Below are 24,279 nucleotides of genomic sequence, written 5' to 3'. Positions count from 1 at the left end.
CCGGGCCAGGGTGCGGACACAAGGTTACGGCGGTCATAGCGTGGGGGAAACGCCCGGTCCCATTCCGAACCCGGAAGCTAAGACCCACAGCGCCGATGGTACTGCACCCGGGAGGGTGTGGGAGAGTAGGTCACCGCCGGAACATCATTAGGTCGAGAGCCTCCAACCACCAGGTTGGAGGCTCTCCCACTTTAACCACACAACCAACACCCAGCCCTGGGCCAGATCACGCTCAGCTCGGGGAGCCACCCAGGAGCCGGCACTCAGGCGCCGGCACCCTTGTAGAGTTGATGCCCATGGATAACCTCTTCAGCCACGCAGCGTCGGCCCCGGATCCCCAAGCCGAGGGCCTGGAACCTCTGGTGTTCACCGTCGTCGTCCCCGGCGCCGTTGCCCGGGCATTTGTTGGCTTCACCGAACACACCCATCTGTGGTGGCCGCTGGAGGACCACAGCGTCTTCGGGGCGGCGTCCTACGTCGAGTTCGAAGAGAACCTCATTCTTGAAACCGCTGACGACGGCAGAACCGCCGTCTGGGGCTCCATCGACGACTGGCAGCCGCCGTTGTCCTTCCATGCGAGCTGGCATCCCGGAACCCAGGCCATGTGGTCCACCGAGCTGCGTGTGGCCTTCCGGGCCGTGGAGGGCGGCACAGAGCTGCGGCTCGTCCACAACGGCTGGGAAGGCGCACAGGACCCTGCGGCCACGCGCGCGGACTATGAGGGCGGCTGGCCGGGTGTCCTGCAGCGCTTCGTTCGGTTTATGGGCGGTGCAACGGGCTGAGGGTCACCCGGCATGCATGCAACGGCCGTCGGTGCCCTACTTCAGCGGCGGCGTATCGACCGGCGGCACGGCCGTGCTGGAGCGGATCACAAACTGGGTCGGATACTCCGTGTCTGCAGCCGCCGTGTCCCCGTCGCCGTCGAGCCCGGCCAGCAGGCGCCGGACGGCCATGGCCCCTTGGCCCCGCGGGTCCTGGTCGATGGTGGTCAGGCCGAAGACTTCGCCGAGCTCGTGGCCGTCGATGCCGATGACCGAGAGATCGTAGGGCACCCGGAGCCCGAAGTCGCGGGCGGCGAGGGTGGTGCCGATCGCCATCTCGTCCGAGGCCGCGAAGACCGCCGTGGGACGTTCCGGGGAGCCGCCCAGCAGACGCCGCGCGCTGGCGTACGCCCCCTGGATGGTGAAGTCCGCGGAGACCAGCCACTCGGGGCGGATCGGGAGGCCGGCGTCGCGCATGGCTTTGGTAAAGCCGCCCTGCCGGGTGCCCGGCAATCGGAAGTCCTTTTCGTACGCGGCGTCGCCGGTCATGTGCGCGATCCGGCTGTGGCCAAGCTGGATGAGGTGCCGCGCCGCCGCCTCGGCCAGGCCGGAATCGTTGATGCGGATGGTGGAGGCGCCCGGCAGCGGGCCGCCGATGCCGACGATGGGCCGGTGGATGGCCAGCAACTGCTGGATCTCGGCCTCGCTGAGTTCCAGGGACACGGCAATGACCGCGTCCACCCGCTTGCGCAGCAGGAAGTCGTTCAGGACGCTGTGCCGGCGCTCCTCGCCCTCGCTGACGTTGTACAGCGTGAGGTCGTAGCCGGCGTCGAGCAGGGTCGCGGAGACGCCTTCCACCACGGAGGAGAAGAACCAGCGGTGCACGGAGGGTACTACGACGCCGACGTTGTGGTTCCGTCCCGACGCCAGGCTGGAGGCGTGGTAAGACAGCACGAAGCCGAGCTCGGCTGCTGCGGCCTGGGCCCGCTCGCGGCTTTGGGCCGAGACGTTGCCCTTGCCGCTCAAGGCACGCGAAACGGTGGCGATGGAGAGGCCGGCCCGTTCCGCGACGTCCTTGATGCCGGGCATTTTCAGCTCTCCGTGTCCTCGATGTAAATGTTCAGCCAAACAGTTTCACCTGAGCTTAACTGATGTGCGCCGCTGTCCGGTTCCGCCGGCGTCGAGCTGCGCAACAGCACCTGTCCGGCGGGCAGCTCGAGCGGCTCCGGCCCGACGTTCAGCAGGACCGCGGTGGTGCCGTTGAGGTAGGCGAGGGAGGTATCGGTGCACCAGTCCTCGAGCCAGGCGAGCGAGCCCTGGCCGAGGCTGAGCTCACGCCGCAGCGCCAGCATCCGCCGGTAGAGGCTCAGGTGCGACGACGGCGACGCTGACTGCAGGTCACGGGCCAGGCCCGCGAAACTTTCAGGCTGCGGCAGCCAGGGAGCCGCCCCGGCGCCGAAGCCGGCGTTGGGTTCAGCGGCCCGCCACGGCAGGGGTACCCGGCAGCCGTCGCGTCCCAACCGTTCGCCGCCCGTGCGCCCGAACGTGGGGTCCTGGCGCTGGTGGTCGGGAATATCAATCCCGTCGGGGAGGCCAAGTTCCTCACCCTGGTACAGGTAGGCGCCGCCGGGCAGGCCCAGCATAAACATCGACGCCGCGGCCGCACGGGAGCGGCCGAGCTCCTCGTCAGGCTGGACATCTGCCGGGCCGATGCCGTCGCCGTCGCGGGGAGCCGGTCCGTGGTAGCCGAAGCGCGTGGCATGCCGCACGACGTCGTGGTTGGACAGCACCCACGTGCTGGGTGCGCCGACAGCGTCCAGGGCCGTCAGGGAGTCGGTGATGACGCCGCGCATGCGGTGCGGGTTCAGCCCGGTGTGCAGGTAGGGGAAGTTGAAGGCCTGGTGCATCTCGTCCGGACGGACCCAGTCGGCCAGCCGGGGGAGCGGGTCCACGTTGGCTTCGGCGCAGAGGATGCGGTCCGGGCCGTATTCGGCAAGGATCCGGCGCCAGGCCCGGTAAATCTCGTGCAGGGCGGGCTGGCCGAACATCGGGGCCTCGTGGCCCGGGAACCCCTCCGAGCTGTTGCCGTCGGCCCGGCCGCCCCATTCGGGCAGCCCGGCGGCCTTGACGAGGGCGTGGGCCACGTCGACGCGGAACCCGGAGACGCCGCGGTCCAGCCAGAAGCGCAGCACGCGCTCAAATTCTGCGTGGACGGCGTCGTGGTCCCAGTTGAAGTCCGGCTGGGAGGTGTCGAACAGGTGCAGGTACCACTGGCCGGGGGTGCCGTCGGGTTCCGCGATCCGGGTCCACGCGGGCCCGCCGAAGTGCGACTGCCAGTTGTTCGGCGGCAGTTCGCCGAATTCGCCGCGGCCGTCGCGGAAGATGAACATGTCCCGCTCGGGGCTTCCGGCAGGCGCGGCCAGCGCGGCCTGGAATGCGGTGTGCTGGTCCGAGCAGTGGTTCGGCACCAGGTCCACGATCAGGCGGAGGCCGAGCCGGTTGGCCTCCGCCATCATCGCGTCAAAGTCTGCCAGCGTGCCGAAGAGCGGATCCACGTCGCAGTAGTGACTGACGTCATATCCGGCGTCGCGCTGCGGGGATCGGTAGAACGGCGAGAGCCAAACGGCGTCGATCTCCAGCTCGGCGAGCTTGGGGAGTTCGGCCGTGATACCGGCAAGGTCTCCGACGCCGTCGCCGTCCAGGTCCCGGAACGAGCGCGGGTACACCTGGTAGATGACAGCTGAGCGCCACCAGCCGGGGGTGGTATCGGCGGAGTGCACCAGGGTCAGCGGGCCGGCCAGCGCGGCGGGGGCTGTGAGGACTGAATCAACGGACATGCCGGTAATCGTAAGTCCACGCGGTGAAAAATGAAAACGCTTCCAGCAAAAGTCGTGTAAAGATCCCCGCGGCACCCCAAGGTAATGCGAGCAGCGCCAACGTCCGACAGCCCCCAGCCGGCTGCGCGCCGAGCCAAGGTGCCTCGTGACGGGCTCGAAGGGATGGTGGCGACACGCCGGGCGGCCCCAATTTTCCAAACGGTCGATCGCCATGTAACTTGGAAGCGCTTGCAGCTGTGAGCCACATCACCGACGATGCCACCGGGCCCGGACTTCTTCCGGCGAGCCCACACGTGGATGCAGGATTTTATGAAAGGGACACCAATGAAGGTGCAGAACACCCTCACAACCGGGACCAGCCGCCGGGTATTCACGGCCGGTGCTATCTCCGTCGTTGCGGCACTGGCGCTGAGCGCGTGTGGCGGCGCGGCCGCATCCGGCCCGGCCACCGCCACCGCCACCGCGAAAGCGGACCTCAAGTCCGGCGGCGCCGGCACGATCACCATGTGGGTCGATGCCGAACGCTCGCCTGCGCTGAAGGACATCACCGCGAAGTTCAAGGCGGACACCGGCATTGAGGTCAAGCTCGTGGTCAAGGACTTCGCGGCTGTCCGTGACGACTTCATCACCCAGGTCCCCACGGGCAAGGGCCCGGACCTCATCGTCGGCCCGCACGACTGGGTAGGCAAGTTCGTCCAGAACGGTGTGATCGCCCCCGTCGAGCTGGGCGACAAGAAGGGGTCCTTCCAGGATTCCGCGATCAAGGCCATGTCCTACAACGGCTCGGTCTACGGTGTCCCGTACGCCATCGAAAACATCGCACTGCTGCGCAACACGGCGATCGTCCCGGACGCGGCCAAGACCATGGACGAGGTCATTGCCAAGGGCAAGAAGGCCGTCGCCGACGGCAAGGCCAAGTTCCCGTTCCTGGTCGGTATGGACCCCAAGCAGGGCGACCCCTACCACCTGTACCCGCTGCAGGCCTCGATGGGATCGCAGGTCTTCGGCAAGGCTGCCGACGGCGGCTACGATCCGAAGCAGCTGCTGATCGGTGACGCCGCCGGCGTCGAATTCGCCAAGAAGCTGACCGCCTGGGGCGACAAGGGCGAGAAGATCATCAACTCGAACATCACCGGTGATATCGCCAAGGAGAAGTTCCTCGCCGGCGAGTCCCCCTACTACCTGACCGGCCCGTGGAACGTTCCGGACGTGCAGAAGAAGGGCATCAAGTTCGCAGTTGACGAGCTGCCGACCGCAGGCGACCAGCCGGCCCAGCCGTTCATCGGCGTCAACGGCTTCTTCATCAGCTCCAAGAGCGCCAACGCCCTCGCCACGAACGAGTTCGTCACCAACTACCTCACCTCCGAGGCAGCCCAGGACTCCATGTACAAGGCCGGCGGCCGCCCGCCGGCACTGAAGGCCTCCTTCGACAAGGCCGCCAGCGATCCGGTTGTCGCCGCCTTCGGCAAGATCGGCGCCACCGGCGTCCCGATGCCTGCCATCCCGGAAATGAGCGCGGTCTGGGCTGACTGGGGAGCCACCGAACTCGCCCTGATCAAGGGCCAGGGCGACCCGGCCGCTGACTGGGCCAAGATGGCCGCCAGCATCAAGGGCAAAATCAAGGGTTAGTCCCCGCGCCGGCTCCTGACGCTTTCCCTAGCGGGCAGGAGCCGGCTGCACCGGGCCGGGCGGCCGCCACGCCGCCCGGCCCGTTCCTGCATCACCCCAGCACTCCCAAGGACTGTAGACAGCCATGTCAGAAACCGAACTCCGCGAGGACACAGACCCCGCAGTAGCGTCCGTCCCGCACACCGCTTCCGCGCCCACCGACCGGCAGGCCCGCAGGAACCGCCGGTTGCGGACCGGCCCGGAGGGGCTCAAGGGCACCATCGCGAAAATCGTGCTCCTGGGCCTCGTGGATGCCCTTGCCGTCTACATCCTCATCACACTGTTCCTCAGCCAGTCCTGGCTGGCGCTGGCTGTCTCCGCCGCCGTCGTGCTGGCGATCAACTGGATCTACCTGCGCAAGGGCGGCCTGCCCGCCAAGTACCTCGCCCCGGGCGTGCTGTTCCTGCTGATCTTCCAGGTTTTCGTCGTTATGTTCAGCGGCTACATCGCCTTCACCAACTACGGCGACGGGCACAACAGCACCAAGGATGACGCGATCGCCGCCATCCAGCTCACCGCCCAGAAGCGCGTCCCGGATTCCCCGGCGTACAAGACGTCCGTGCTGGCCAAGGACAACTCCTACTTCCTGCTGTTCACGGACCCGCAGGGCAAGGTCTCCCTGGGCAGCACCGACAAACCGCTGGAGGAAGTTGCCGGCGCGGGCAAGGACTCCACCGGCAAGGCCAAGACGCTGGACGGCTACCAGACCCTGAATTTCCAGGAGATCGTGGCCAACCAGAAAAGCATCCTCGACATCGCCGTGGCGGTTTCCGCCAACCCGGCCGACGGCACCCTTCGCACCGCCGACGGCAGCAACGCCTACCAGTTCAAACCGGCCCTGAAATACGACGCCGGCGCGGACACCTTCACGGACACCACCACAGGCGCCGTCTACCGCGACAACGGCAAGGGCGCCTTCGCAGCCGCCAACGGCGAGACGCTCTCCACCGGCTGGAAGATCGACGTCGGCATGGAGAACTTCGCCCGCGCCTTCACCGACCCCAGCCTGTGCGGACCCCTGATGGGCGTCATCCTCTGGACCTTCACCTTCGCCGTCGCCTCCGTGGCGCTGACGTTCGCGCTGGGCCTGTTCCTGGCCATCACCTTCAACCGGGAAGACCTCAAGGGCAAGAAGGTGTACCGAATCCTGGTGATCCTGCCGTACGCCTTCCCCGCATTCCTCACCGGCCTGGTCTGGTCCGGCATCCTCAACCCGGAGTTCGGCTGGCTGAATCAGACCTTGCTCGGCGGGGCCTCGATTGGCTGGCTGACGGATCCGGTCCTGGCTAAGATCAGCGTCCTGGTGGTCAACCTCTGGCTGGGCTTCCCCTACATGTTCCTGGTCTGCACCGGCGCCCTGCAGTCGCTTCCCTCCGAACTCGACGAGGCCGCCCGGATGGACGGCGCCGGGCCCTGGCGGGTTTTCCGGTCCATCAAGCTGCCGCTGCTGCTGGTCTCGATCGCCCCGCTCCTGATCTCCTCCTTCGCGTTCAACTTCAATAACTTCAACGTGATCTTTATGCTCACCGGCGGCGGCCCGCGCTTCGCGGACACCGACCGGGACATCGGAGCCACGGACATCCTCATCACCCTCGTGTACAAGGTGGCCTTCGGGCAGGGGACCGGCCGTGACTACGGCCTCGCCAGCGCCCTGGCCATCATTATCTTCATCATCGTGGCCACCGTATCGGCCATCAGCTTCAAGCAGACCAAGGCACTCGAGGACGTGAACTCATGAACGGGTCAGCACCACGCACCGCCGCCACGGCGGGTCCCGCCGACCACGGCGGCACCGGCCACACCGACCTCGACTACCTCAAGTCGCTGCAGCGCCGCCGCCCCTTCGGCGTCTGGGCCAAGGACAAGGGCTGGCGGCACCTGGTCGGGATCATCGTCACCATCTTCGCGGTCTTCCCGCTGCTGTACGTGCTCTCCGCTGCGCTGAACTCCACCGGCACCCTGGTGGGCTCCAACGCACTGTTCAGCAGGATCGATTTCGGCAACTTCACGGCCCTGTTCGACATGCCTTCCCGGCCTTTCGCCCGCTGGTTCCTGAACACCATGGTGGTGGGCGGCGTGACCTCCGCGGCCACGGTGTTCCTCGGGGCGATGGCAGCGTACGCCTTCTCGCGGATGCGGTTCACGGGACGCCGGTTCGGCCTGCTCAGCCTGCTCCTGCTGCAGATGTTCCCGCAGCTGCTGGCCGTCGTCGCCATCTTCCTGCTGCTCAGCGGCATCTCCGAAGTCATCCCGGCCCTGGGCCTGGGCAGCCAGCTTGGCCTGATCATGGTCTACCTCGGGGGCGCCCTGGGCGTGAACACCTACCTGATGTACGGCTTCTTCAACACCGTGCCGCAGTCCCTGGATGAAGCAGCCAAGATCGACGGCGCCAGCCACAGCCAGATCTTCTTCGGCATCATCATGCGGCTGGTGACGCCGATCCTGGCCGTTGTGGGCCTGCTGTCCTTCATCGGCATCTCGGGTGAGTTCGTGATCGCGTCCGTGGTGCTCACCGATCCGGACAGCCAGACCCTCGCCGTCGGCCTCTACTCCTTCGTGGCGCAGCAGCGCTCCGAGAACTGGGGCGTGTTCGCCGCCGGCGCCGTGATCAGCGCCATCCCGGTGATGGCCCTGTTCCTGTTCCTGCAGCGCTACATCGTCAGCGGGCTCACGGCGGGTTCGGTGAAGGGCTAGGCATGTCAGGCGCTGCCGCGGCCGGCCTGCTGCCACACCACGACGGGTCCGGCCTGCACGCCCCGCAGGAGCCGGCCCTGGGGGACCAGGCCCGGCTCCGGATCCGCGTCCCGTCGGGGTGGGGGCGGGCCAGCCGGGTCTGGCTCCGCTCCGTGCACGACGGCGAGCCCCGGTACACGTCCTGCGTGAACCTTGGCGAGGCTGACGGCTGGGTGTGGTGGGAAGCGGACATGCCCGTCACCAACCCGGTGGCGCGGTACCGGTTCCTGATCGAGGCCGGGCAGCGGTACTGGCACCTCAACGCGCAGGGCCTCTTCGCCCGCGACGTCTCCGATTACGCGGACTTCCGGGTGACGACGTACCCCGCCGGCCCGTCGTGGCTGCGCGAGGGCACCATGTACCAGGTGTTTCCGGACCGGTTCGCCCGGTCCGCCGGCGCCTCGGCGCGTCCGGTCCCGGACTGGGCCGTGCCCGCCGACTGGGATACCACCGGGGTCGAGGGCGCCTCGGCCCAGACGCCGCTCCAGTTCTTCGGCGGCGATTTGCCCGGCATTACCGAACATCTGGGCCACATCCAGGCCCTGGGCGTGGACATCATTTACCTCACCCCGTTTTTCCCCGCACGGTCCAACCACCGCTACGACGCCTCAACATTCTCCGCCGTGGACCCGGTGCTGGGTGGCGACGAGGCGCTCGTGGCGCTCGTGGAGGCGGCCCACGCGCGCGGCCTGAAGGTGCTGGGTGACCTCACGGCCAACCACTCCGGCGACGCCCATGAATGGTTCCGCCGGGCCCTGGCCGAACCCGCCTCCGACGAGGCCGGCTACTACTACTTCAGCGCGGACCACAGCACCTACGAGGCCTGGTACGGGGTGCCCTCATTGCCCAAGTTCAACTGGGCCTCGGCCGGCCTGCGGGACAAATTCGTCCTGGCCGACGACTCCGCGGTGGCCCGGTGGCTGCTGCCGCCCTTTAACCTGGACGGCTGGCGGATCGACGTCGGCAACATGACCGGGCGGCTCGGAGAGACCGACGTGAACCAGGACGTGGCCCGGCTGATCGCGAACCGCGTCCATGCGATCAACCCGGACGCCGCCCTGCTCGCGGAAGCCACCAACGACGCCGCCCCCGACTTCAGCGGCGAGCACTGGCACGGCGCCATGACCTACTCCAACTTCACCCGCCCGCTGTGGGCTTGGCTGGCCGGCGACGCGGGGCACGTAAACTTCTTCGGAACACCGCTGCCGGGCCCACCCCGGATCGCCGCAGAGGATTTCCTCGCCACCCACCTCGACCTGGCGGCCGCCTTCAGCTGGGATGTCCGGCTACAGAACATGAACGCCCTGAACAGCCACGACACCGCCCGGGCGGCGACGGCAATGGTCGACGGCGGCCAGCAACTCGGGGCCGTCCTGATGTTCACCCTGCCGGGCGTGCCGGTGGTGTTCGCGGGCGACGAGTTCGGGCTCAAGGGCGACAACGGGGAGTTCTCCCGGACCCCCATGCCCTGGACCGACCCCGGCCGCATCCCCGCCGACCTGACCGGTCTGTACGCCGCGCTCACCGCGTTGCGGCGGGGGCAGCCGGCGCTCACTGCCGGCGGCATCCGCTGGCTGCACGCCCGTGGCGACGCACTTGCCTACATCCGGGAAGCCGCGGACAGTGCCGTGCTAGTGGTGGTTGCCCGCGACGCCGCGGAACTGGCCCTCGCCGCCGGGCTGCTGTGCGAAAGCCAACTGGCCGCCCTCGCGGGACGGCCGGCCTTCGCCGTCGGAGACATCACGGCCGCGGGGGTGCACATCCGGACAGGCGGGCCGGCGGCAGCCGCCTGGGTGCTGCCGGGAGTTACGCTGCCAGCACCCTAGACTGAAGGCCAGGACCGATGGCCCGATTCGACGGAGAACTGGAGAACCCATGCACGGCATTGCCGAGGAGCTGACGTCCGCCCTGGGCGCGGCGAAAGTCATTGTGGATGCGGAGTCCCTGGCGGCCTATGCCGTGGACCAGGCTCCCGTCCTGGACTACCAGCTTCCGCAGGCCGTGGTGCTGGCCGAGTCCGTGGCTGATGTCCAGGTGGTGGTCCGGGCGTGCGCGGCCCACCGGATCCCGCTCGTGGCCCGGGGAGCCGGCACCGGGGTGTCCGGCGGCGCCCACGCCAGCGAGGGCTGTGTGGTGCTGGGCCTCGAGCGCATGAACCGGATCCTGGCCCTGAACTCGGACGACGAGACCGCCGTCGTCGAACCCGGGGTCATCAACGCGGAACTCAACGCCGCCGCCGCGGACCACGGCCTGATGTACGCCCCGGATCCCGCCAGCTACCGGCTCTCGACAATCGGCGGGAACGTCGCGACAAACGCCGGCGGGCTGCGCTGCGCGAAGTACGGCGTGACGCGGGATTCCGTGCTGGCCCTCGACGTCGTCCTGGCCGACGGCACGCTCATCCACACCGGACACCAGACCTTCAAGGGGGTGGCCGGCTATGACCTCACCGGGTTGTTCGTCGGCTCCGAGGGGACGCTGGGGATTGTTGTCGGGGTTACCGTGCGCCTGAAATATTTGCCGCGCGAGGTCCACACCATCGCCGCGTTCTACCCGGATTTCCGCAGCGCCGCGGCCGGCGTCCTGGCGGTGGGAAAGGCGCGGGTGCAGCCGGCCATCATGGAACTGCTCGACGGCGGTTCGCTCGCCCAGCTCGACGACGTGCACGGGTCCGATCTCGCCTCCCGCGGCGGCTCGCTGCTGCTGATCCAGACCGACGGGTTCGGTGCTGCCGCAGAGGCTGCCGCGATCCGGCCGGTGCTGGCGGCCGGCGGCGCCGTGGTCACCATGGAGGCCAACGCCGAGGCCGAACAGCTGGTGGAGCTTCGCCGCAACAGCCGCGGCGTGGAGGTCGACGACGAATACCGGGTGGGCGAGGACGTGGCCGTGCCGCGCTCTCGGCTGGTGGACTACGTCGAAGAGCTGGAGGCCATGGCCCGGCGGCATGAGGTCAAGCTGAAGGTGGTGGCGCACGCCGGCGACGGCAACCTGCACCCCACGTTCTGGGTGGACCGGGACGGGGACGCCGTGGACGCTGCGGCCATGGCGCGGCTCGGTGCGGCCCTGGATGAATCCGTCACGGTGGCGCTCGCCATGGGCGGAACCATCACCGGCGAACACGGCGTGGGCCAGTACAAGCTGCGCTGGCTGGGCCTGGAGCAGAAGGAACCGGTGCGGGAGCTGCAGCGCCGGATCAAGGAGCTCTTCGACCCCGCGGGGATCCTGAACCCGGGCAAGGCGATTTAGCCCGGCTGTTCCAAAACAAGTCCCGCCCAACTACTGCGAGCTAGTTGGGCCGCCCGGCACTTCCGGGGCTAGTCGTCGGAGTCGGGGTATTCGTCGTCGTCCGCGTCCTCGCCGTACCGTGACTCCTCGGTTTCGACCTCGAGGATCTTGAGCAGCTCGGTGTCCGGATTGAGCATGATCGCGGCCTCGTCCCTGCGGTGCCGGAGCTCTGAATCGATGTAGGACTGGACGGCCTCGGCCAGCGGGATGTGCCGGTTTTCCTTCTCGGACATGTACCAGCGGTGCTCCAGGATCTCATGCACCGCCTCCGCCGGTTCGAGTTTCCCGGAGAGGTCGCGGGGAATTGAACGGACAATCGGTTCGAAGATCTGGCTGACCCACAGGTGCGCGCTGTATTCCTCATCCATACCCGGGTTGTTATCCGCCCGGAAGGAGTCCATGTCGTTCAATAGGCGCCGCGCCTGGTTCTCCTGCGCATCCAGGCCGGTCAGGCGCAGCAGCCGGCGCTGGTGGTGCCCGGCGTCCACCACCTTGGGCTGGAGCTGGATGGTGGAACCGTTCTGGGTGGTCTTGATGGCGTACTCCTCGACGTCAAAGCCGAGTTCGTTAAGCCGGCGGATACGCGCGGCCACCCGCCAGCGCTCGCCGATCTCGAAGGATTCCTTCTCGGTAAGCTCGGTCCAGAGCCGCCGGTAACTTTCCATAATGAGCTCGCTGGTGGCGACCGGGTCCACCTTCTCCTCGATGAGGCCCCCGTCGAGCAGGTCCATCAGTTCGCCGGCGATGTTGACCCGGGCAATTTCGAGGTCGTACTCGCGCTGCCCGGTGGACAGGTCCGGGTACAGCTCGCCGGTCTCGGCGTCCACAAGGTAGGCGGCGAAGGCGCCGGCGTCGCGGCGGAACAGGGTGTTGGAGAGCGAAACGTCGCCCCAGTAGAAGCCGATCAGGTGCAGGCGGACCAGGAGCAGCGCCTGCGCATCGATCAGGCGGGTGAGGGTGTCCTTGCGCAGCATCTGCGAAAACAGAGCGCGGTACGGCATGGAGAACTTCAGGTGGCGCGTGACCAGCACGGGGTTCAGCGGCCGGCCTTCGGGGGTGGTGCGGCCGGTGATGACCGCCACCGGCTCCACGCAGGGGACATCCAGCCGGGCGAGCTTGCGGAGCATGTGGTATTCGTGCCGGGCGATGTGCTCCGAGGTTTCCTTGATGGCGATCACCGAGCCGCCGAGGTGCGCGAACCGCACGATGTGCCGCGAGATGCCGCGGGGGAGCGCCGCCAGGTATTCCGCCGGCCAGTCCTCGAGGGCAATGTGCCAGGGGAGGTCCAGGAGTTCTGGTTCGGTGGCGGCGGCCGTGATGCTCAGTGAGCTGGCGAGGCCCTTGCCGTCGTTGGCGCTCGCGGCCTGGTACCGCGGCAGCTTGCCGATCTGCCCGTAGTCAGTGGGTTCGTCGTGCCACTGGGCACCGTTGTCCTCGGTCATGCGGTTTTCCTCGGTCATGCTGCAATTCTCCCGTACTTGGGGCGGGCGCGCCTAAATTTTGCCGGTTAACGCCCGACGGCGGCCCTCCAGAGGGAGGGCCGCCGTCGGAAGTAGCGCCTAGTCGCCGAGGCGCAGGCCGGTCTTGGTGTCGAACAGGTGCACGTGGCCCGACTGCGGGCGGACCCACACGGTCTCGCCCTTCATCGGGGGGCGCCGGCCGTCGACGCGGGCCACGATGTCGTGGTCCTTGCCGTCAAGGGTGGTGTGGCCGTAGACGTAGGCGTCGGCGCCGAGTTCCTCGACGACGTCGACCTCCACCTGCAGGCCCTCGCCCTGCGGTGCAGTCTCAAGGTCTTCGGGGCGGGTGCCCAGGGTGACGGTGGAGCCGGAAGCATCTTCGAGGATGTCGCGCGGGACCGGGTAAACGGTGCCGCCGAACTGCACACCGCCGTCGACGACGGGGAGTTCGAGGAGGTTCATGGCAGGGGAGCCGATGAAGCCGGCGACGAAGACGTTCTTCGGCTTGTCGTAGAGGTTGCGCGGGGTGTCAACCTGCATCAGCAGGCCGTCCTTGAGCACGGCGACGCGGTCGCCCATGGTCATGGCCTCGACCTGGTCGTGGGTGACGTAGACGGTGGTGACGCCGAGGCGGCGGGTCAGCGACGCGATCTGCGTGCGGGTCTGCACACGGAGCTTGGCGTCGAGGTTGGAGAGCGGCTCATCCATGAGGAACACCTGCGGGTTACGCACGATGGCGCGGCCCATGGCAACACGCTGGCGCTGGCCGCCGGAGAGTGCCTTCGGCTTGCGGTCCAGGTACGGCTCCAGGTCGAGCAGCTTGGCGGCCTCGCGGACCCGCTCTGCGCGCTCTTCCTTGCTGACGCCGGCGATCTTCAGGGCAAAGCCCATGTTGTCCGCCACCGTCATGTGCGGGTAGAGGGCGTAGTTCTGGAAGACCATGGCGATGTCGCGGTCCTTCGGCGGAACGTCGGTGACGTCGCGGTCGCCGATCAGGATCCGGCCGGAGTTAACATCCTCAAGGCCTGCGAGCATACGCAGGGAGGTGGACTTTCCACAGCCGGAGGGTCCAACGAGGACCAGGAACTCGCCATCAGCGATGTCGATGTTGAGCTTGTCGACAGCGGGCTTCTCTGTGCCCGGGTACAGACGCGTAGCGTTATCAAAAGTAACTGTAGCCACAGTTATCAATCCCTTCACCGGCAGGTACGTGCCGGACGATCCGTAGTGAATGGTTCTTTGTATTTAGTTGTTCCATCCGAAACCGGATGCGCGTGCTCCCCGGCCGAAGCCGAGGAGCATCCAGTGACGCCGCACGGTTGCTGTGCGCCACATCACATACAGAGTATGTCAGATTTTTCATTGCCGGGCGAAAAAGTTACGGATGTCACAGGTGAGGTTCCTTACCAGGGACCGTAGGCTGGGCGGATGTCAGCCCTGCAGATCTACGTCAGTTTCCCCGGTACGGCGCGTCAGGCGCTGGGCTTTTACGCCGATGTGTTCGGCGGGGACCTCGCCCTCTATACCTACGCGGAGTTCAACCGCAGCGACGGACCGCCGGACGCGATCGCCCACGGGGAGCTCAGCGGTGTCGTGGCCCTGGCGGGATCGGACGCGGCGGCCGGCGAGAAGAGCGTCCGGCTCGAGGGCCTCATGCTCTCGCTGCTGGGAACGGCCGAGCCCCCGGTCCTCCACGAATGGTTCGACCGGCTTGCTGACGGCGGCCGGGTGGTCGATCCGCTGGCGCCCAAGCCCTGGGGCGCGTCGGACGGGCAGGTTATTGACCGGCACGGCCTCCACTGGCTCATCGGTTACGAGCCCGACGCTTCGGCCAACTAGCCGGCAGGCGTCAGCTGCCGACGGCCTTGGACCGCTCGCGCAGCAGCGCCTCTAGCAGTTCGGAGATCTGAGCGGGAGCCTCCACCCGGAATTCCGCCTGGGTGAAATCGTGGCCCACCTTGACGCCCAGGTCCCCGCGGACGAGGCTGCCCAGGGCGTCCTCATCCGTGGTGTCGTCGCCGGCGAAGACCACGGCCGTGGCTCCGGTGGCCTGCCGGAGGAAGGTGATCCCATCGCCCTTGGACGCGTGAACCACCGAGGTTTCCAGCACCCGGTTTCCGGTCTTGAGGAAGACCTCCGCGCGGTCCTGCAGGGCGGCTTTCGCGGCCGCCACCGCATCTTCGGCCACGTCATCGGCGGCGAGCCTGGTGTGGAGCACCACGCCGGCCGGCTTGTCCTCCAGCAGCGTTCCGGGCGCCTGGTCCACGATTTCGGAGAGGATCTGCCGCACCTCGCGCAGCCGTTCCCGCTGGGCATCGTCCAGCTGCAGCTCAGTTGAGCCCGGACCCATCCAGGCTTCCGCGCCATGGCTGCCGATCAGCAGGGTCTGCTCCGGCGGTGCGGCCGTGGCCCGCAGGCTGTCCAAGGCGCGGCCGGAGATGAGCGCCGTCGTCGTCCGCGGGAGTGCGGCCAGGGCCGCGAAAGCGGCCGCGGACCGGGGCAGTGACCGGGAGTCCGCCGCGTGGTCTACCAGCGGGGCCATGGTGCCGTCGAAATCCATGGCGATCAGCAGCTCCTCCGTTCCGGCGACGCGGCGGACGGCGTCGAGCAGTTCGGGGGAGAGCGAGAGTTTCGCCTGGGCGGGGTTGGGCTCAGGAGTCATCGCGCACCACCTTTTCCTGGAGGGCCCGCAGGAAGTCGGCGGACCAGAGGTCGACGTCGTGGTCCAGGATCTGCTTGCGCATGGCCCGCATCCGGCGTGCGGCCTCCGCGGGTTCCATGTTGACCGCCCGCATGATGGTGTCCTTGAGCCCGTCGATGTCGTGCGGGTTCATCAGGAGCGCCTGTTTGAGCTGGTCCGCGGCTCCCGCGAATTCGCTCAGCACCAGGGCGCCGTCATTGTTCGTCCGGGCCGTGACGTATTCCTTGGCCACCAGGTTCATGCCGTCGCGCAGGGCGGTCACCAGCATCACGTCGGCGGCCAGGTACAGCGCCACCATCTCCTCGATCGGGTAACTGTGGTGCAGATAGCGGACGGCGGTGTTCTGCATCGTGTCGTACGTGCCGTTGATGTGGCCGACGGTGCCCTCGACTTCCTCGCGCAGCAGGCGGTACTGTTCGACGCGCTCGCGGCTGGGGCTCGCCACCTGGATCAGGGAGGCGTCCTCGACGGTGACTTTGCCGTCCTGAAGGAGTTCCTCGTACGCCTTGAGGCGGTGCCGGATGCCCTTCGTGTAGTCCAGCCGGTCGACGCCAAGCAGGATGGTCTTCGGGTTACCGAGGTCGCGGCGGATCTGCTGGGCGCGTTCGATGATCTCCGGCTTCTGCGCCAGTTCGCTGATCTGCTTGACGTCGATGGAGATCGGAAAGGCTTGGGCCCGGGCAATGTGCGTGGTTTCGCCGTCGGAGCCCTTGACGTGGACCTGCTGCTGCTTAACGCTGGCACCGAGGAAGCGGCGGGCCGAGCGCATGAAGTTGCCGGCGTCGCTGCTGCGCTGGAAGCCCACCAGGTCCGCGCCGAGCAGGCCGTCGATGATCGCGTGCCGCCATGGCAGCTGCGCGAAGATCTCCGGCGGCGGGAACGGAATGTGGTTGAAGAACCCGATCTTGAGGTCCGGGCGGGCCTCCCGGAGCATCTTGGGGACCAGCTGGAGCTGGTAGTCCTGCACCCAGACGGTGGCACCCTCGGCGGCATGGCGGACGACGGCGTCGGCGAACCGCTTGTTGACCTTCCGGTAGGAATCCCACCAGGCGCGGTGGAACTCCGGCGGTGCAATCACGTCATGGTAGAGCGGCCACAGCGTGGCGTTGGAGAAGCCCTCGTAGAAGAGCTCAATGTCCCGCGTGCTGAGCTGGACGGGAATGAGGTCTATGCCGCCGTGGCTGAAAGGCTCGAGGTGCTCGTCCGGGGCGCCGTGCCAGCCCACCCACGCGCCGTCGGTCTTGGTCATCATCGGAGCCAGCGCGGTCACGAGGCCGCCGGGGGAGCGGCGCCATCCGTCCTCGCAGCCGGGCTCATCCGGCGAGCAGCGGTCCACCGGCATGCGGTTGGACACGACCATAAAGTCGAAGCTGGCGCCAGATTCCGGCTTTTCCGTGTGCTTCTCCGTGCCGGGCTCGGTGCGTTGCCCGGCGCTCTCGGTTGCTTGCATTGGTGCCCCCTGGGGTCGCTTGTGGCCTTCATCCACCCTAGCCGGGCGGAATCTTCTGTGCTATTCGTCCGTTGGGCACACGGAGGGAAACTTGAAAGCGCAAGCTCCCGGGTTTCTCCCCTAAAATGATGAGGTTGCCACTCTGTGGACCACCCCAGGCCGATCGACACGAGGAACTTATGAGCGCCGCAAACGAACCCCGTCAGTCCAAAGCGGAGCGCACCGCCGCGGCCCGTGAAAAAGCCCGTGAGATCCGCGAGGCGCAGCTGAAGAAAGACAAACGCAACAAGCTGCTCATCGGCTGGGGCATTGTGGCCGCCGTCGTCGCCATCATTGTGATCGTGGCCCTGGTGGTCACCACCAACATCAAGAACAACGCCCCCGTGGCGGATTCCGGCCCCACTCCGGCCAACGGCAACGTCCACGGCGGCGTCACCCTGCTGGCCAACACAGGGGTCGCCAAGACGGACGCAGCCACCGTCAAGCTTTCCGACCTTCCCTCGCCCGCAGCCACCCCTCCGGCTGAGGTCAAGGCCCCCGGCGCCGAGGCCGAAGCGGGCAAGCCGGTCAAGGTGGTCCTTTACATCGACTTCATCTGCCCGGTCTGCAAGAACTTCGAGGCCCAGTACAACGGGACCCTCACCAAGCTGCGCAACGAGGGGAAGATTACGGTCGAATACCGTCCGCTGGGCTTCCTGGACAGCCGCTCCAGCACCAACTACTCCTCGCGTGCGGCCAACGCCGCAGCCTGCGTGGTGAACGAATCGCCGGAGAAGTACTCTGACTTCGTTGACGCGCTCTTCGCCAAGCAGCCTGCCGAGGGCAGCGCGGGCCTCTCCGACGCGGACCTGAAATCCATGGCGACCGGCGTCGGGGCCAAGAGCATTGACAAGTGCATTGACGACAAGACCTACCGCCCGTACGTGAAATACACGACCCAGGAGGCCGCGGCCATCGGGGTCACCGGCACGCCCACCGTGTTCGTCGACGGCAAGCAGTGGGGCAAGGGCGACAGCGCCCAGACCCCGTTCGACCAGTTCCTGCAGGCCGCAGTTACCGCCAAGAAGTAGCCGGCACCGGCCACAGCCTGCCGCCCGGCCCCGGATCCGTCCGGGGCCGGGCTGCTTTTTACCGTTTTTTACCGGTGGCTCTCCGTGGGCTACCCTTATCTAGCGCTTAGCGTCCGGCACTTTCCGGCCAGGACGACGACGGCGCATTGCCTCCTTAGCTCAGTTGGCCAGAGCACCGCTCTTGTAAAGCGGGGGTCGTCGGTTCGAATCCGACAGGGGGCTCTGAAGGCCCCTCCGTTCCGGTGATTTTGCCCGGGGGCGGAGGGGTTTTTGTGTGGCTGGCGGCCCTGGCCGGGGCGCCGTTTCGACGGTTCCCCGCCGCCTCGACGTCTCGGGGCATCGAGCGGGCACGGAACCGTCGAAACGGGGCTGGGGCTTGCGGGGCGTTACAGCTCCGTGCGGCAGACCACCCGGAACGCCTCGATGGCACGGTCCAGGGCTGCCGGATCCCCGGCCGCGACGGCGGCGACGTCGGTGGCGTAGGCATGCTTGAGGATCGTGCCGGCGAGCAGCGTCACCACTTCCACCCGGTCGGGCTGGCCGGCCGACACGGCAGGGTCTGCCGCCAGCCGCTCGGCGATCAGTGGCTCCACGAGCTGCTGCACCTCGGTCACATGCTGTTTGAGCCGCGTGATCAGTTCCGGCACGGCCATCAAGACGTTGCGCGTGCGCATGTCCATCGAGCCACCCAGGCCGGCGGCTCGCATCGCAGCCGCCATCAGGTGGGCGGCGTCGCCGACGGGTGTGCGGTTCGCGGCACGGAAAGCGGCCACGGCGTCGTCGGCCAACGCCGGCTCTTTGAGGCCCAGGATGGCGTCTTCCTTGGTAGGGAAGTAGTTGAAGAAGGTGCGGCGGGAGATGCCCGAGCGCTCGGCGATGGCCTCAACGGTTGCGGAGGCCAGGCCGCCCTCAAGCGCGGCGTCCGAAGCTGCCTCATGGATCGCGGTCCACGTCTCATCCTTTTGGCGTTCGCGGAGCGAGGGTCCTTGCGCTGTGGCGCCACGTGCAGTCATGGGGCAATTTTATGCACCAGTGCATTTTTTACCTAACCCGGAGCGGACCGCCGCCGGGGACCTTGGCCCTTGACCGGTCCGTCCCCGCGGCGGAGTGTTGCGTTATGAACGCAACGAACCCGGACATCGAGTCCACCGAGCTTCAGCAACAGCCGACGGCCATGCTGCGGGAGACAGTGCCGATGAACGCCCTCCGCGAATTTTTCGACCGCGCCTACAAGGCGGTCATGGCGGCCGTGCAGCAGCAAAACGTCCAAGTGGCAGGGCCGCCGTTCGCTCTGTATCGGGGCCAGCCCACGGACGTCGTCGACGTCGAAGCCGGCTTCCCGCTCGCTGCACCGTATCCGGGCGGTGCGGAAGGCGGCGTCGGCGCCGGCACGCTGCCCGCCGGGCGGGCGCTGCAGGCCATGCACAGGGGTCCCTACGATTCACTGCCGGAGACCTACGCGGCCGTCATGGCCAGGATGCAGGCTGACGGACTCACCCCCGGAGGCGCTATGTGGGAGTACTACCTCAGCGATCCGGCCGCAGAACCGGATCCCGCGGCATGGAAGACCCTGGTGGTTTGGCCGGTGGCCTGACCCGGGAAGGGCTGGGAGTCAGCGTCAGGAAACGGTACCCGACTCGCAGTTTCCCACCCCTGAAACCCCGGAGTTATGCGGCTTTGCGACGCGGAATGTCGCTTTGAACACACTATTCTTCAACTCCAAGCATGATGCCCTAAACTGCTTCACTGAGGTGCCTGAAATGGCGCTGTGCAGCAACGAAAGTGAACCCCGCTATGGCTACCGATTACGACGCCCCACGCAAGACAGAAGAAGAGTCCCCCGCTGAATCGCTGGAGGCCCTTCAGGCGTCCCGTGGCGGCGGCGCCCAGACTGCTGTTATCGACGTCGACGAGAACGACACCGCCGAGGGTATTGACCTTCCCGGCGCCGATCTCTCCGGCGAAGAACTGACGGTCATTGTTGTTCCGGAGCAGTCCGATGAATTCACCTGCTCCTCCTGCTTCCTGGTCCGCCACCGGTCCCAGGTCGCCAAGGAAAAGAACGGCCTCAAGTACTGCCGCGACTGCGAAGGCTAAATCCCTTCCACGTTCGAGCCCGGCTCCCCGGGATCGATTCAACAACTTCGATTTACTCACTGCAAAGCGCCGGATTCCCGCGAGGGGCCGGCGCTTCGCTGTGTCGGGAGTATTCCGGGAGCCCGCAAACGGTGGCTTCGATGTTGCAATCGTGACCAAGCGCGCTGTCCGCTAACGGTTGGGCGCCGATGCCTTTCGGCCCTCGTCAACGGCAGTGCACACTCCTACCCTTGAAGTGTCAGGTTGAGCTAAGGGGGCTGCGTGATGGCACGGTTCCAAGGGAAGCGATTGACCGTCTGGCTGGTGGCCGTGTTGATGGCTGCAGGCCTGGGACTGGTGGCACCGGGGCCGGCGGCCGCGGCTCCCTATTGCGGGCTCGCCTGGGGCTCGTTGGCCAAAGCCAAACCGGGGATGAGCCAGGCAAACGTGGTGAACATCCGGACCGGCCAGCACTACTGCTTCGACCGCCTGGTCATCGACCTGAACGGCAAAGCGGCCGGTTACTCCGTGCGTTACGTGCCCCAGGTGGTGCAGGACGGTTCCGGACTGCCGGTATCCCTCCGGGGCCAGGCCTTCATCCAGGTCACGGCCAACGCGCCCGCGTACAACTCCAACGGCAAAGCCACCTACAACCCGGCCAACAAGTCCGAGCTGAGCAACGTGGCCGGTTACCAGACCTTCCGCCAAGTTGCGTGGGCGGGAAGCTTCGAAGGCTACAGCAGCCTGGGCATCGGGGTGCGCGCGCGGCTGCCCTTCCGTATCTTCATGCTTGACGGTCCCGGTTCCGGGTCACGGCTGGTCATCGACGTCGCCCACTTCTGGTGAACGACGGCGGTCCGCGCTACAGCGCGCCGAGTTCCGCCCGCAGCGGGTACTCCTTGCCGTCCAGCACAAGCTGGGTGCACCGCCGGGTGGCCGGGTTGAACACGATGGGGGCCATCAGGTTCACCGTCGTGGCTGCGGGGGAGTGGTTGATAACGACAAGCACCAGGGGTGCTTCGCCGCCGTCGAGCTCCAGGGCCTCCAACGCAGCGGCGGGAACGGCCGGTTTGTAGCCGGGAACGAACACGGCAGCGTCCGCGAGGAACAGCCGGACCGGTGCGGCGGCGGACTCCAGGGCGAAGAGGCCCGGAGCGCTGTCGATATTACGCAGGGCAAAGTCGTGCACGCTCTCCAGGCCGGGCATGGGCGCGGTGAAAGTGACCGGCGTGCTGCTGAGGACGGAGTTCATCGCAGGAAGTCCATCAGTGTGGGCTGGAGGACTTTGGCCGTAGCGGCCAGTGCCACCTGATAGTTGGTTTCCTGAAGCTTCAGGTCCATGATCACGCTGCCGAGGTCAGCTTTTTCAATCCCGGTCCGCTGGGCGTCCAAGGAAGCCTCCATTTCGGTGTTGACGTTGCCGGCACGTTCCAGCTGTGCCTGCCGTGTTCCAATTTCAGCACGGCCGTTGACGATGTTTTGAAAAGCCGTGTCGACGTCGGCCACTCGCGGGGAGATATCCGTACCGGTGCGCAGGTCTGCCGCGAGTTTGCTCACGACGTCGAATACGGAACCGGTGCCGTCGCCGAAAATCCCTGCGCCATCGGCATCCACACGCACCGTCTGGGTGGCGCTGATCCGGCGATCCACCGGATTGGCGCCGGTCCCGTTGAACGTCGGCGGAGTACCCGTGTCGCCGGGGATTTTAGGATCACGTGGGGTGCCGGGCGTGAAGGCGCCCGGTTTCTCGGAGCTACCGGCAAAAATGTTGCGGCCCAGGTGCTGCGAGTTGGCGATCGAAACCAAGTCCTGGTTGAGGGATTCCAGCTCTGCGGCGATAGCGTCCTTGCCGGACTGGTTCAGCGAGCCATTGCCGGCCATCACGGTCAGGTCCTTGACCCGGCGCATCACGTTCGTGGCCTGCTCCAGGGCGGAGTCCGCGGCCGTGAGCCAGGTGTTGCCGTCATCTATGTTCCGGCCGTACTGAGCATTGGCTGCCTGGAGCGACCGCGTCGCCAGGGCCTGGGCCGTGGCGGCGGGATCGTCCGAGGGGCGCGAGATCTTGTTGAGCGAGGTGGCCTTTTCCTGCAGCTCGGCCAGCTTGGCCTGCTGGAACTGCAGGGTGCGCTGGGCGTTCGCGTTCATGGTCAGGTTCGTTACCCGGTTCAGCATGGTTACCTTCCTACCAGTCCGGTGCGGTTAATCAGGACGTCCAGGGCCTCGTCGACCGCCGTCATGACGCGCGCCGCGGCCTGGTAGGCGTGCTGATTGGTGAGAAGGTTGACGTTTTCCTCGTCCAGGCTCACGGACGCCTGTGATGCCCGGCCGGTCACTGCCGAGACCTGCGCTGCGGACGTAAGCGCTTCCTGCTGCTGCGCCCCGCGGGACTGCACACCGATGCCGGTGACAATACCCGACCAGGTCTTGTCCGGGGAGGCCGGACCCGTCCCGAGCTGCGAAATCGCGTCTGCGATGCTGGTGTCGAGGGCGCCCGAGTTCTGCGCCTTCAGTGCAATACCACTGGTGTTGGCCGGTGCATTGAGGTTAAGGGCCGCCGGGCCTGCGCTGCTGAAGGTAAAAAATTCCCGACCAATGGCTCCCGGGTTGCCTGAGGCGTCGTCGGGAAGCTGTCCTTGCGTGTGCACTCCGTTGACGGTCGTGGCCAAGGCATTGGCGAGCTTGCTGTAGGACTCCGCCGCCTCGGCGATGGCGCCTCCGTTGCCGCCGGCGGCCGGGGCCAGCACCGAGAGGGCGCCAGCGATTTCACCGCCGTCGGACGAGGCCACTCCCGCCGGGTCCTTCCAAAGGAGTTGCACGGTGGACCCGAGGGTATCCCCGGTCTGGCTGCCGGAGAGTTCCAGTTCCCGGACCGAAGTGCCCATCACAAGGGCGTTGCCGCCGATGTGGACGTCCACGGTTCCGTCCGGCTGCTCGCGCACCGTGCCGCCGGCCAGGCGGGAGATGGTATCGGTGAGCTTCGCGCGGGCGTCGATCAGCTCGTTCGCGGATCCGCCAGAGGCCAGGGTGGAGCGGATGGTGGCGTTGTAGGCCGCCATCTGATTTGCTGCGGAGTTTACGACGGCCACAGCGTCGGCCGCCTGGGCGCGAACACTGCTCCACTGACCCTGAAGGGCCCGGTAGCCGGAGGAAATCTTCTCCGTGAGGGAATTGGCGGCATTCAGCAGCAGTCCCTTGGGCCCGTCATCGTTTGGCTGATTCGCGGCGCCTTGCCACGCGGACCAGAACCCCTGGAGAGCGGCTGAAATGCCGTTGTCGCCAGGTTCCTGCAGGATGCCTTCAATGCCCTGCAGCGCGGTGGAACGCATGCCGGCGTAGCCTGCCTGCGCGCTCGCGGAGCGCACACTGGCGTCCAAGACGCTGCTGCCGAGCCGAGCGATGGCATCCACGGAGACACCCTGGCCGGTCTGGGCGACACCGTTACTGAACATCCCGGGGGCCGGAGCGCCGATCGCGGACTGCTGGACCCGCTGGCGGGTGTAGCCCTCCGTGGCAGCGTTGGCGATGTTCTGGCCGGCAACGTTCATGCCTTGCTGGGCGGCAGTCAATCCACGATATGCGGTGTTCAGGGCGCCGAAGGTGCTCATGGTCGCTTCCTTAGAATTGCTGGTCGAAGATGCGGGAGCCGGCAGAGTCTCCGGTCTTGCCGTGAGCGTCGTAGGTGCCAGCCGTGGCCGGGCGCAGATCTGCGAGCGACTCCTGGGTGGAGCGGACCGCCGTGCGCAAGTACTGCTCATTGGCGTCGCGCAGTTCCTTAATCAGGGCGGTCTGGCGGGTCAGCGCAGTCAGGTGAGCCGTGAGCACTTCTGCCCACGCACCTTCGGGCGCTGCCGCAGCGAGTTCGCCGAGGGTGGCGTCCGTGGGCAAGCCCCACATCTCGGCGACGACGGCGGCCTCGATTGTCCGGGCCAGGCTGGCCTGGGAAAGGTGCCCCAAGACCTGTTCCACTTCGCGTGTGCCGTGCGGCAGCCAGCGGGACTTGCCGGAGGTGAGAAGCAGCTGCTCTTCCTCCAGCTTGAACGTCAGAACGTCCAGGAGTTCACGCTCCCGCCACAGCAGGGCGGAAAGTTCGTGGATGGCCATGGTCCGTGCGGCTCCCTTAAATGTGCGAATGATGCGGACGACTCGTGTGCTGGTGAGGCGGGATATGCATCGTGCGGATGATGCGGCCTTCAGCAGGCTTCGTACAAACTATCGGCAGGGTTTCCGCACCCGTTAGC

Annotated in this window: 22 protein-coding genes, 1 tRNA gene and 1 rRNA gene; 13 read left to right on the top strand and 11 right to left on the bottom strand. The window is 67.0% G+C overall.

Going from position 1 to position 24,279, the window contains the following annotated elements:
- Positions 1–25 precede the first annotated feature (25 nt).
- Positions 26–142 (top strand): 5S ribosomal RNA (rrf, locus tag AC1DBE_RS15570).
- 154 nt (positions 143–296) lie between these two features.
- Positions 297–782 carry an SRPBCC domain-containing protein gene (locus AC1DBE_RS15565; RefSeq protein WP_476971094.1) on the top strand — a complete coding sequence of 162 codons (486 nt, stop codon included), beginning with the start codon at positions 297–299 and terminating at the stop codon, positions 780–782.
- Between the two features lie 36 nt (positions 783–818).
- On the opposite strand, the gene AC1DBE_RS15560 is transcribed toward AC1DBE_RS15565, so the two are convergent.
- Both AC1DBE_RS15560 and AC1DBE_RS15555 read right to left on the bottom strand, forming a co-directional pair.
- Positions 819–1,850: a LacI family DNA-binding transcriptional regulator gene (locus AC1DBE_RS15560; RefSeq protein ID WP_476971093.1), complete on the bottom strand. Its 1,032-nt coding sequence runs from the start codon at positions 1,848–1,850 to the stop codon at positions 819–821.
- Positions 1,851–1,852: 2 nt separating this feature from the next.
- Positions 1,853–3,598, bottom strand: coding sequence for a glycoside hydrolase family 13 protein (locus tag AC1DBE_RS15555; RefSeq protein ID WP_476971092.1), 1,746 nt, complete (start codon positions 3,596–3,598; stop codon positions 1,853–1,855).
- Positions 3,599–3,922: 324 nt separating this feature from the next.
- On the opposite strand from AC1DBE_RS15555, the gene AC1DBE_RS15550 reads away from it, so the two are divergent.
- The 5 genes from AC1DBE_RS15550 to AC1DBE_RS15530 all read left to right on the top strand — a co-directional run bounded on the left by AC1DBE_RS15550 (position 3,923) and on the right by AC1DBE_RS15530 (position 11,245).
- Positions 3,923–5,227 (top strand): sugar ABC transporter substrate-binding protein, encoded by a 1,305-nt coding sequence (locus tag AC1DBE_RS15550; RefSeq protein WP_476879258.1) that lies wholly within the window; start codon positions 3,923–3,925, stop codon positions 5,225–5,227.
- A gap of 124 nt (positions 5,228–5,351) precedes the next feature.
- Positions 5,352–7,004, top strand: coding sequence for an ABC transporter permease subunit (locus AC1DBE_RS15545; protein WP_476971091.1), 1,653 nt, complete (start codon positions 5,352–5,354; stop codon positions 7,002–7,004).
- Positions 7,001–7,960 (top strand): sugar ABC transporter permease, encoded by a 960-nt coding sequence (locus AC1DBE_RS15540; protein ID WP_476971090.1) that lies wholly within the window; start codon positions 7,001–7,003, stop codon positions 7,958–7,960. Before AC1DBE_RS15545 ends, AC1DBE_RS15540 begins: the two co-directional genes overlap by 4 nt.
- A 2-nt stretch (positions 7,961–7,962) precedes the next feature.
- Entirely contained in the window at positions 7,963–9,825 is a 1,863-nt protein-coding gene (locus AC1DBE_RS15535) for a glycoside hydrolase family 13 protein (RefSeq protein ID WP_476971089.1), read from the top strand.
- 49 nt (positions 9,826–9,874) lie between these two features.
- Positions 9,875–11,245, top strand: a complete 1,371-nt coding sequence (locus tag AC1DBE_RS15530) for an FAD-binding oxidoreductase (RefSeq protein WP_476971088.1) — start codon at positions 9,875–9,877, stop codon at positions 11,243–11,245.
- 68 nt (positions 11,246–11,313) lie between these two features.
- Here the strand turns inward: AC1DBE_RS15530 and AC1DBE_RS15525 are convergent, their stop codons facing one another.
- Together AC1DBE_RS15525 and AC1DBE_RS15520 are read right to left on the bottom strand one after the other, a co-directional pair.
- Positions 11,314–12,726, bottom strand: a complete 1,413-nt coding sequence (locus AC1DBE_RS15525; RefSeq protein WP_476971096.1) for a DUF4032 domain-containing protein — start codon at positions 12,724–12,726, stop codon at positions 11,314–11,316.
- 117 nt (positions 12,727–12,843) lie between these two features.
- Positions 12,844–13,926, bottom strand: coding sequence for an ABC transporter ATP-binding protein (locus tag AC1DBE_RS15520; protein WP_476880068.1), 1,083 nt, complete (start codon positions 13,924–13,926; stop codon positions 12,844–12,846).
- Positions 13,927–14,172: 246 nt separating this feature from the next.
- Here AC1DBE_RS15520 and AC1DBE_RS15515 point away from each other — a divergent pair, with 246 nt between their 5' ends.
- Entirely contained in the window at positions 14,173–14,583 is a 411-nt protein-coding gene (locus tag AC1DBE_RS15515) for a VOC family protein (protein WP_476880067.1), read from the top strand.
- A gap of 10 nt (positions 14,584–14,593) precedes the next feature.
- Here AC1DBE_RS15515 and otsB read toward each other — a convergent pair whose 3' ends face one another.
- Both otsB and AC1DBE_RS15505 read right to left on the bottom strand, forming a co-directional pair.
- On the bottom strand, positions 14,594–15,406 hold the full coding sequence (gene otsB / locus AC1DBE_RS15510; RefSeq protein WP_476971087.1) for a trehalose-phosphatase: 813 nt from the start codon (positions 15,404–15,406) through the stop codon (positions 14,594–14,596).
- The gene (locus AC1DBE_RS15505; protein WP_476971095.1) at positions 15,396–16,805 is read right to left on the bottom strand and encodes an alpha,alpha-trehalose-phosphate synthase (UDP-forming); all 1,410 of its coding nucleotides are present in this window, start codon (positions 16,803–16,805) and stop codon (positions 15,396–15,398) included. Before AC1DBE_RS15505 ends, otsB begins: the two co-directional genes overlap by 11 nt.
- Before the next feature lie 269 nt (positions 16,806–17,074).
- On the opposite strand from AC1DBE_RS15505, the gene AC1DBE_RS15500 reads away from it, so the two are divergent.
- Both AC1DBE_RS15500 and AC1DBE_RS15495 read left to right on the top strand, forming a co-directional pair.
- Entirely contained in the window at positions 17,075–17,965 is an 891-nt protein-coding gene (locus AC1DBE_RS15500) for a DsbA family protein (RefSeq protein ID WP_476971086.1), read from the top strand.
- 148 nt (positions 17,966–18,113) lie between these two features.
- A tRNA-Thr gene (locus AC1DBE_RS15495) sits at positions 18,114–18,187 on the top strand.
- Between the two features lie 164 nt (positions 18,188–18,351).
- Here AC1DBE_RS15495 and AC1DBE_RS15490 read toward each other — a convergent pair.
- A complete protein-coding gene (locus AC1DBE_RS15490) occupies positions 18,352–18,978 on the bottom strand; it encodes a TetR/AcrR family transcriptional regulator (RefSeq protein WP_476971085.1) in 627 nt (208 codons plus the stop codon).
- 104 nt (positions 18,979–19,082) lie between these two features.
- Between AC1DBE_RS15490 and AC1DBE_RS15485 the strand changes: the two genes are divergently transcribed.
- The 3 genes from AC1DBE_RS15485 (at position 19,083) to AC1DBE_RS15475 (ending at position 20,887) form a co-directional block, all read left to right on the top strand.
- A complete protein-coding gene (locus tag AC1DBE_RS15485) occupies positions 19,083–19,559 on the top strand; it encodes a GyrI-like domain-containing protein (RefSeq protein WP_476971084.1) in 477 nt (158 codons plus the stop codon).
- A 200-nt stretch (positions 19,560–19,759) separates the two neighbouring features.
- Positions 19,760–20,062, top strand: coding sequence for a DUF4193 domain-containing protein (locus AC1DBE_RS15480; protein ID WP_056741192.1), 303 nt, complete (start codon positions 19,760–19,762; stop codon positions 20,060–20,062).
- A 264-nt stretch (positions 20,063–20,326) separates the two neighbouring features.
- Positions 20,327–20,887, top strand: a complete 561-nt coding sequence (locus AC1DBE_RS15475; protein ID WP_476971083.1) for an AMIN-like domain-containing (lipo)protein — start codon at positions 20,327–20,329, stop codon at positions 20,885–20,887.
- 16 nt (positions 20,888–20,903) lie between these two features.
- On the opposite strand, the gene AC1DBE_RS15470 is transcribed toward AC1DBE_RS15475, so the two are convergent.
- The 4 genes from AC1DBE_RS15470 to AC1DBE_RS15455 are packed head-to-tail and all read right to left on the bottom strand — an operon-like array spanning position 20,904 to position 24,142.
- On the bottom strand, positions 20,904–21,293 hold the full coding sequence (locus AC1DBE_RS15470; RefSeq protein ID WP_476880527.1) for a flagellar assembly protein FliW: 390 nt from the start codon (positions 21,291–21,293) through the stop codon (positions 20,904–20,906).
- Positions 21,290–22,213, bottom strand: a complete 924-nt coding sequence (flgL, locus tag AC1DBE_RS15465; RefSeq protein ID WP_476971082.1) for a flagellar hook-associated protein FlgL — start codon at positions 22,211–22,213, stop codon at positions 21,290–21,292. The genes AC1DBE_RS15470 and flgL overlap by 4 nt, the downstream gene beginning before the upstream one ends.
- 2 nt (positions 22,214–22,215) lie before the next feature.
- Positions 22,216–23,646 carry a flagellar hook-associated protein FlgK gene (flgK, locus tag AC1DBE_RS15460; RefSeq protein WP_476971081.1) on the bottom strand — a complete coding sequence of 477 codons (1,431 nt, stop codon included), beginning with the start codon at positions 23,644–23,646 and terminating at the stop codon, positions 22,216–22,218.
- A gap of 10 nt (positions 23,647–23,656) precedes the next feature.
- Positions 23,657–24,142 carry a flagellar protein FlgN gene (locus AC1DBE_RS15455; RefSeq protein WP_476971080.1) on the bottom strand — a complete coding sequence of 162 codons (486 nt, stop codon included), beginning with the start codon at positions 24,140–24,142 and terminating at the stop codon, positions 23,657–23,659.
- Between the last annotated feature and the right edge of the window lie 137 nt (positions 24,143–24,279).

Source organism: Arthrobacter sp. 10T416 (assembly GCF_056394165.1).
This window is presented reverse-complemented; position numbering and strand designations above follow the sequence as displayed.

Bases quoted from the DNA above. Each gene is read 5' to 3' on its own strand.
- AC1DBE_RS15550 (WP_476879258.1), top strand. From the start codon at position 3,923: ATGAAGGTGCAGAACACCCTCACAACCGGGACCAGCCGCCGGGTATTC.
- AC1DBE_RS15535 (WP_476971089.1), top strand. From the start codon at position 7,963: ATGTCAGGCGCTGCCGCGGCCGGCCTGCTGCCACACCACGACGGGTCC.
- AC1DBE_RS15540 (WP_476971090.1), top strand. From the start codon at position 7,001: ATGAACGGGTCAGCACCACGCACCGCCGCCACGGCGGGTCCCGCCGAC.
- AC1DBE_RS15565 (WP_476971094.1), top strand. From the start codon at position 297: ATGGATAACCTCTTCAGCCACGCAGCGTCGGCCCCGGATCCCCAAGCC.
- AC1DBE_RS15475 (WP_476971083.1), top strand. From the start codon at position 20,327: ATGGCACGGTTCCAAGGGAAGCGATTGACCGTCTGGCTGGTGGCCGTG.
- AC1DBE_RS15530 (WP_476971088.1), top strand. From the start codon at position 9,875: ATGCACGGCATTGCCGAGGAGCTGACGTCCGCCCTGGGCGCGGCGAAA.
- AC1DBE_RS15545 (WP_476971091.1), top strand. From the start codon at position 5,352: ATGTCAGAAACCGAACTCCGCGAGGACACAGACCCCGCAGTAGCGTCC.
- AC1DBE_RS15505 (WP_476971095.1), bottom strand. From the start codon at position 16,805: ATGGTCGTGTCCAACCGCATGCCGGTGGACCGCTGCTCGCCGGATGAG.
- AC1DBE_RS15455 (WP_476971080.1), bottom strand. From the start codon at position 24,142: ATGGCCATCCACGAACTTTCCGCCCTGCTGTGGCGGGAGCGTGAACTC.
- otsB (WP_476971087.1), bottom strand. From the start codon at position 15,406: ATGACTCCTGAGCCCAACCCCGCCCAGGCGAAACTCTCGCTCTCCCCC.
- AC1DBE_RS15560 (WP_476971093.1), bottom strand. From the start codon at position 1,850: ATGCCCGGCATCAAGGACGTCGCGGAACGGGCCGGCCTCTCCATCGCC.
- flgL (WP_476971082.1), bottom strand. From the start codon at position 22,213: ATGCTGAACCGGGTAACGAACCTGACCATGAACGCGAACGCCCAGCGC.
- AC1DBE_RS15500 (WP_476971086.1), top strand. From the start codon at position 17,075: ATGAGCGCCGCAAACGAACCCCGTCAGTCCAAAGCGGAGCGCACCGCC.
- AC1DBE_RS15490 (WP_476971085.1), bottom strand. From the start codon at position 18,978: ATGACTGCACGTGGCGCCACAGCGCAAGGACCCTCGCTCCGCGAACGC.
- AC1DBE_RS15485 (WP_476971084.1), top strand. From the start codon at position 19,083: ATGAACGCAACGAACCCGGACATCGAGTCCACCGAGCTTCAGCAACAG.
- AC1DBE_RS15515 (WP_476880067.1), top strand. From the start codon at position 14,173: ATGTCAGCCCTGCAGATCTACGTCAGTTTCCCCGGTACGGCGCGTCAG.
- AC1DBE_RS15525 (WP_476971096.1), bottom strand. From the start codon at position 12,726: ATGACCGAGGACAACGGTGCCCAGTGGCACGACGAACCCACTGACTAC.
- AC1DBE_RS15480 (WP_056741192.1), top strand. From the start codon at position 19,760: ATGGCTACCGATTACGACGCCCCACGCAAGACAGAAGAAGAGTCCCCC.
- AC1DBE_RS15555 (WP_476971092.1), bottom strand. From the start codon at position 3,598: ATGTCCGTTGATTCAGTCCTCACAGCCCCCGCCGCGCTGGCCGGCCCG.
- AC1DBE_RS15470 (WP_476880527.1), bottom strand. From the start codon at position 21,293: ATGAACTCCGTCCTCAGCAGCACGCCGGTCACTTTCACCGCGCCCATG.
- flgK (WP_476971081.1), bottom strand. From the start codon at position 23,646: ATGAGCACCTTCGGCGCCCTGAACACCGCATATCGTGGATTGACTGCC.